The sequence below is a fragment of the Skermanella sp. genome, assembly GCF_059503625.1.
Genome location: NZ_JCACHA010000262.1, coordinates 1 through 3,109 on the forward strand (window position 1 = coordinate 1; position 3,109 = coordinate 3,109).

The 3,109-nt window shown below is 60.3% G+C and carries 3 protein-coding genes and 1 pseudogene; 2 read left to right on the forward strand and 2 right to left on the reverse strand.

Annotated elements, in window-relative coordinates; genetic code table 11:
* Positions 1 to 280 (reverse strand): annotated as a pseudogene (actP, locus tag AC5JJ6_RS06235) (cation acetate symporter); the annotation flags it as partial.
* A complete protein-coding gene (locus tag AC5JJ6_RS06240) occupies positions 280 to 582 on the reverse strand; it encodes a DUF485 domain-containing protein (protein WP_496041210.1) in 303 nt (100 codons plus the stop codon). The pseudogene actP and the gene AC5JJ6_RS06240, both read right to left, overlap by 1 nt.
* Positions 583 to 939: 357 nt before the next feature.
* On the opposite strand from AC5JJ6_RS06240, the gene AC5JJ6_RS06245 reads away from it, so the two are divergent.
* Both AC5JJ6_RS06245 and AC5JJ6_RS06250 read left to right on the forward strand, forming a co-directional pair.
* Positions 940 to 2,619, forward strand: a complete 1,680-nt coding sequence (locus tag AC5JJ6_RS06245) for a sensor histidine kinase (protein ID WP_496041211.1) — start codon at positions 940 to 942, stop codon at positions 2,617 to 2,619.
* A gap of 210 nt (positions 2,620 to 2,829) precedes the next feature.
* Positions 2,830 to 3,109, forward strand: a 280-nt coding sequence (locus tag AC5JJ6_RS06250; protein WP_496041212.1) for a hypothetical protein, incomplete at its 3' end; no start/stop codon positions are given.

The window sequence follows — 3,109 nt, forward strand, 5'->3', positions numbered from 1 at the left end:
ACATATAGTCGCCGGCGATCGCCAGACCGTTCTGGAAGCCGGTGATGCCGCCGCCGGCCGAGTAGAAGTCCTTCGCCGTCTTGGTCTTGGAAGCGGCCCAATAGGTGATGCCCAAGGTTCCCGCGACGAAGAGCAGGAACATGACGATGGCGGTCCAGTTGGTTTCGGCCTTCTGGACGGCACCGGTGATCGCGTCGGCAGCCAGGGCAGCGCCGGAGAAAGAAAGGACGGCAGCGGCAAGGCCCGAGGCCGCCGCGAGAGCTGCTGTAGCGCGCTTCATTATTTCGTTTCCTCGATGATCTGGCGGTTCAATTCGTCGAACTCCGAGTTGGCGCGGCGCACGTAGATGCCGGTCAGGACGAAAGCCGAGATGATGATCAAAACGCCCAAGGGAATACCGAGGGTGATGACTCCGAAAACCGGAGTGCCGAGAAGCTTCGGCGCGAAAGCCACCACAAGAATAAATCCGTAATAGATCAGAAGCATCAGGATGGACAACTTCCAGCCGTACGCAGTGCGCTTGGTGGTAAGTTCCACAAACTTTGGGTTGTTCCTGATCTTTTTTGTTAATTCAGCATGCATCCGGGGTCCCCTCGATTTGTCGGGACAACATTAAGAAATGAAGCCCTGCTTTTAGGCCGCGGATGTTATCGAAAGCATCGTCAAAGTGGACTGATCTGGATCAATTCTTATGCAGGTCTATGGCTGCATCTTCAGAAAACAGCATGGAAGCAGCAAAGAAAGTTCACCTGACCGGGGAAGCATACACGCGGTTCCGTACACTTAGATGCAAGCCTAAGTTTTCAACCACCCGGCATGATCTACAGGGCAATAGCGGTTCGGCAGTCCGGGCGTATGATGGAGAATGATCCGTTCAGAGGGATGAGAGCCATAACGACATCATCGAAAAAAGGCTCCGAAGACGCTGCCGCCAGCCCGATGCCCACCGATACCGCCGCAGAGGTGCGCACATCGGCCACCGAGCTTTTGTCAGCCGGGCTCGCGGCGGCCGAACTCCCGGCTGCCAACCATAGCCTCAGCGAAACCAATGCCGATCTGGAACGGCGTATCCTGGAAAGGACATCCGAACTGGCGCACGCGAACGGCCTGTTGCGCCTCAAGGAACAGACATTGCGTCTGGCTCAGCATTTCGGCGGCGCCGGCACCTGGGACTGGGAAATCGATAGCGGCCATCTGACGTGGTCCGATTGCTATGGCAGTCCGGATTGCCCCGACGATGCTGCGATCACCGGAACTTACTCCGACTGGCTGGAAACCTTGCTTCCGGAGGACCGCGTCGAGGTCGAACGGCGGTTGAATGCATGCCTGCTCGGCCAGGAGGGCGAATTCGCCATCGAGTACCGCGTCGAACATCCGCCGCACGACATACGCTGGATGATGGGGCGGGGCCGGTGCATACGCGACGACGCGGGAAAGCCCGTCAGGATGATCGGCCTGCGAATCGACATAACCGACCGCCGCAGGGCCGAAGAAGCCGCGCGAGCCGCACGCGACGCGGCTGAACGCGCCAATGCCGACAAATCGCGCTTCCTGGCGGCCGCCAGCCATGACCTGAGGCAGCCGGTGCAGGCGGCCTCGCTGTTTCTCGGGATGCTCGAGAGGCGCGATCTCGATCCGGAGACACGGGATCTTATCGGCATGGTGTCGTCGTCGCTGGAAGGCCTGCGCGGGATGCTGAACGGCCTGCTGGAGGTGGCGCGGCTGGAAGCCGGCATCGTCGATCCGCAGGTGCGCGATTTTCCGATAGACGACCTGCTGCACCGGCTTGCATCGGAATTCGAGGAGCAGGCCCGCGTAAAGCGCCTGTGGCTCCAGGTGCCTCCCGCTCCCTTGGTCGTGTCGAGCGATCCGCTCCTGCTCGAACTGATCCTTCGCAATCTGATCTCCAATGCGATCAAATATACCGATCGCGGCGGAGTCACCGTCGAGTGCCGTGAACTGGACGGCAGCGCGCTGGTCGAAGTCGCCGACACCGGACGCGGCATTCCCGGCGACAAGTTCACCGTGATATTCGAAGATTTCCGGCAGTTGGACAACCCTGCGGGCGACCGCGCGCGGGGCTTCGGCCTTGGCCTGGCGACGGTGAACCGGGTCGCCAGACTGCTCGGATACGATATCGGACTGCGGTCCGAACTCAACAACGGCTCGGTCTTTTCCTTCAAGATCCCGCTCGCATCGGGGCATGAGACCGCCGGATCCGGGAGGACCTATACTTTGGCAGCCCGGTCCGGAGAGCTGGCAGGCCGTTCCATCGTCGTGGTGGAAGACGATCCCGCCATTCTCATGGCTCTGGAGATGCTGCTGGGGGACTGGGGACTGGAGGTCCATTCCGCCAGTTCGGTGCAGGATGTACCGACGCTGCTCGACGGTCTGGCCCGGCCTCCGGACCTGCTGGCGGTCGATTACCGGCTACCGAACGGCAGCAGCGGGCTGGATGTCGTGGATATCGTGCACCGGCGCTGGCCCGTGCCTGCGATCCTGATGACGGGAGATACGGCACCCGAGCGTCTTACGGAGGCCAAGCGGAGCGGTTATCGCCTTCTTCATAAGCCGATCAACCCGGATGACTTGCGGCGAACGCTGGTCGACTGTCTTTAAAAGGGAACTTCGGTCATTCCGAACCATTAGACGTATCAGTTGGTGAGTTGCTTCAGGCCCGCTACCTGATGCGAAGAACCGGTTCGCGTACGGAGTGGGTCTGAGCATGATCGATGTCCTGATAACGCGATGAGCAGGCAAATGGCGGGCGGCTTATGGGCAGTATTGGCGCACTTTCTACCTGAGCCACCAAGCGGGAGGAACTGAAACATGGCAGGCCCTACCCGTAGCATGTACAGCACCGAGGCATCGGCAGATGAGGCAGTCGGCACCGACGATCTCATCGCACGGCTTCAAATCGCGGAAGCTGGCCGCGAAATGGCAATCCTGGAATGTGAGGAGCTGCGCGATCAATTGAATGCAATGGCCGCGGAATGCAACAGTCTGGGATCTCAGTTGACCGTAACCGTCGACCAGCTGGCTAGAATGGAGCGGCTGGTGGAGTCCATGCGCCGCCAGCGATCGCGCGACCAGGAAACCATCCATGTGT

Bases quoted from the DNA above. Each gene is read 5' to 3' on its own strand.
- AC5JJ6_RS06240 (WP_496041210.1), bottom strand. From the start codon at position 582: ATGCATGCTGAATTAACAAAAAAGATCAGGAACAACCCAAAGTTTGTG.
- AC5JJ6_RS06245 (WP_496041211.1), top strand. From the start codon at position 940: ATGCCCACCGATACCGCCGCAGAGGTGCGCACATCGGCCACCGAGCTT.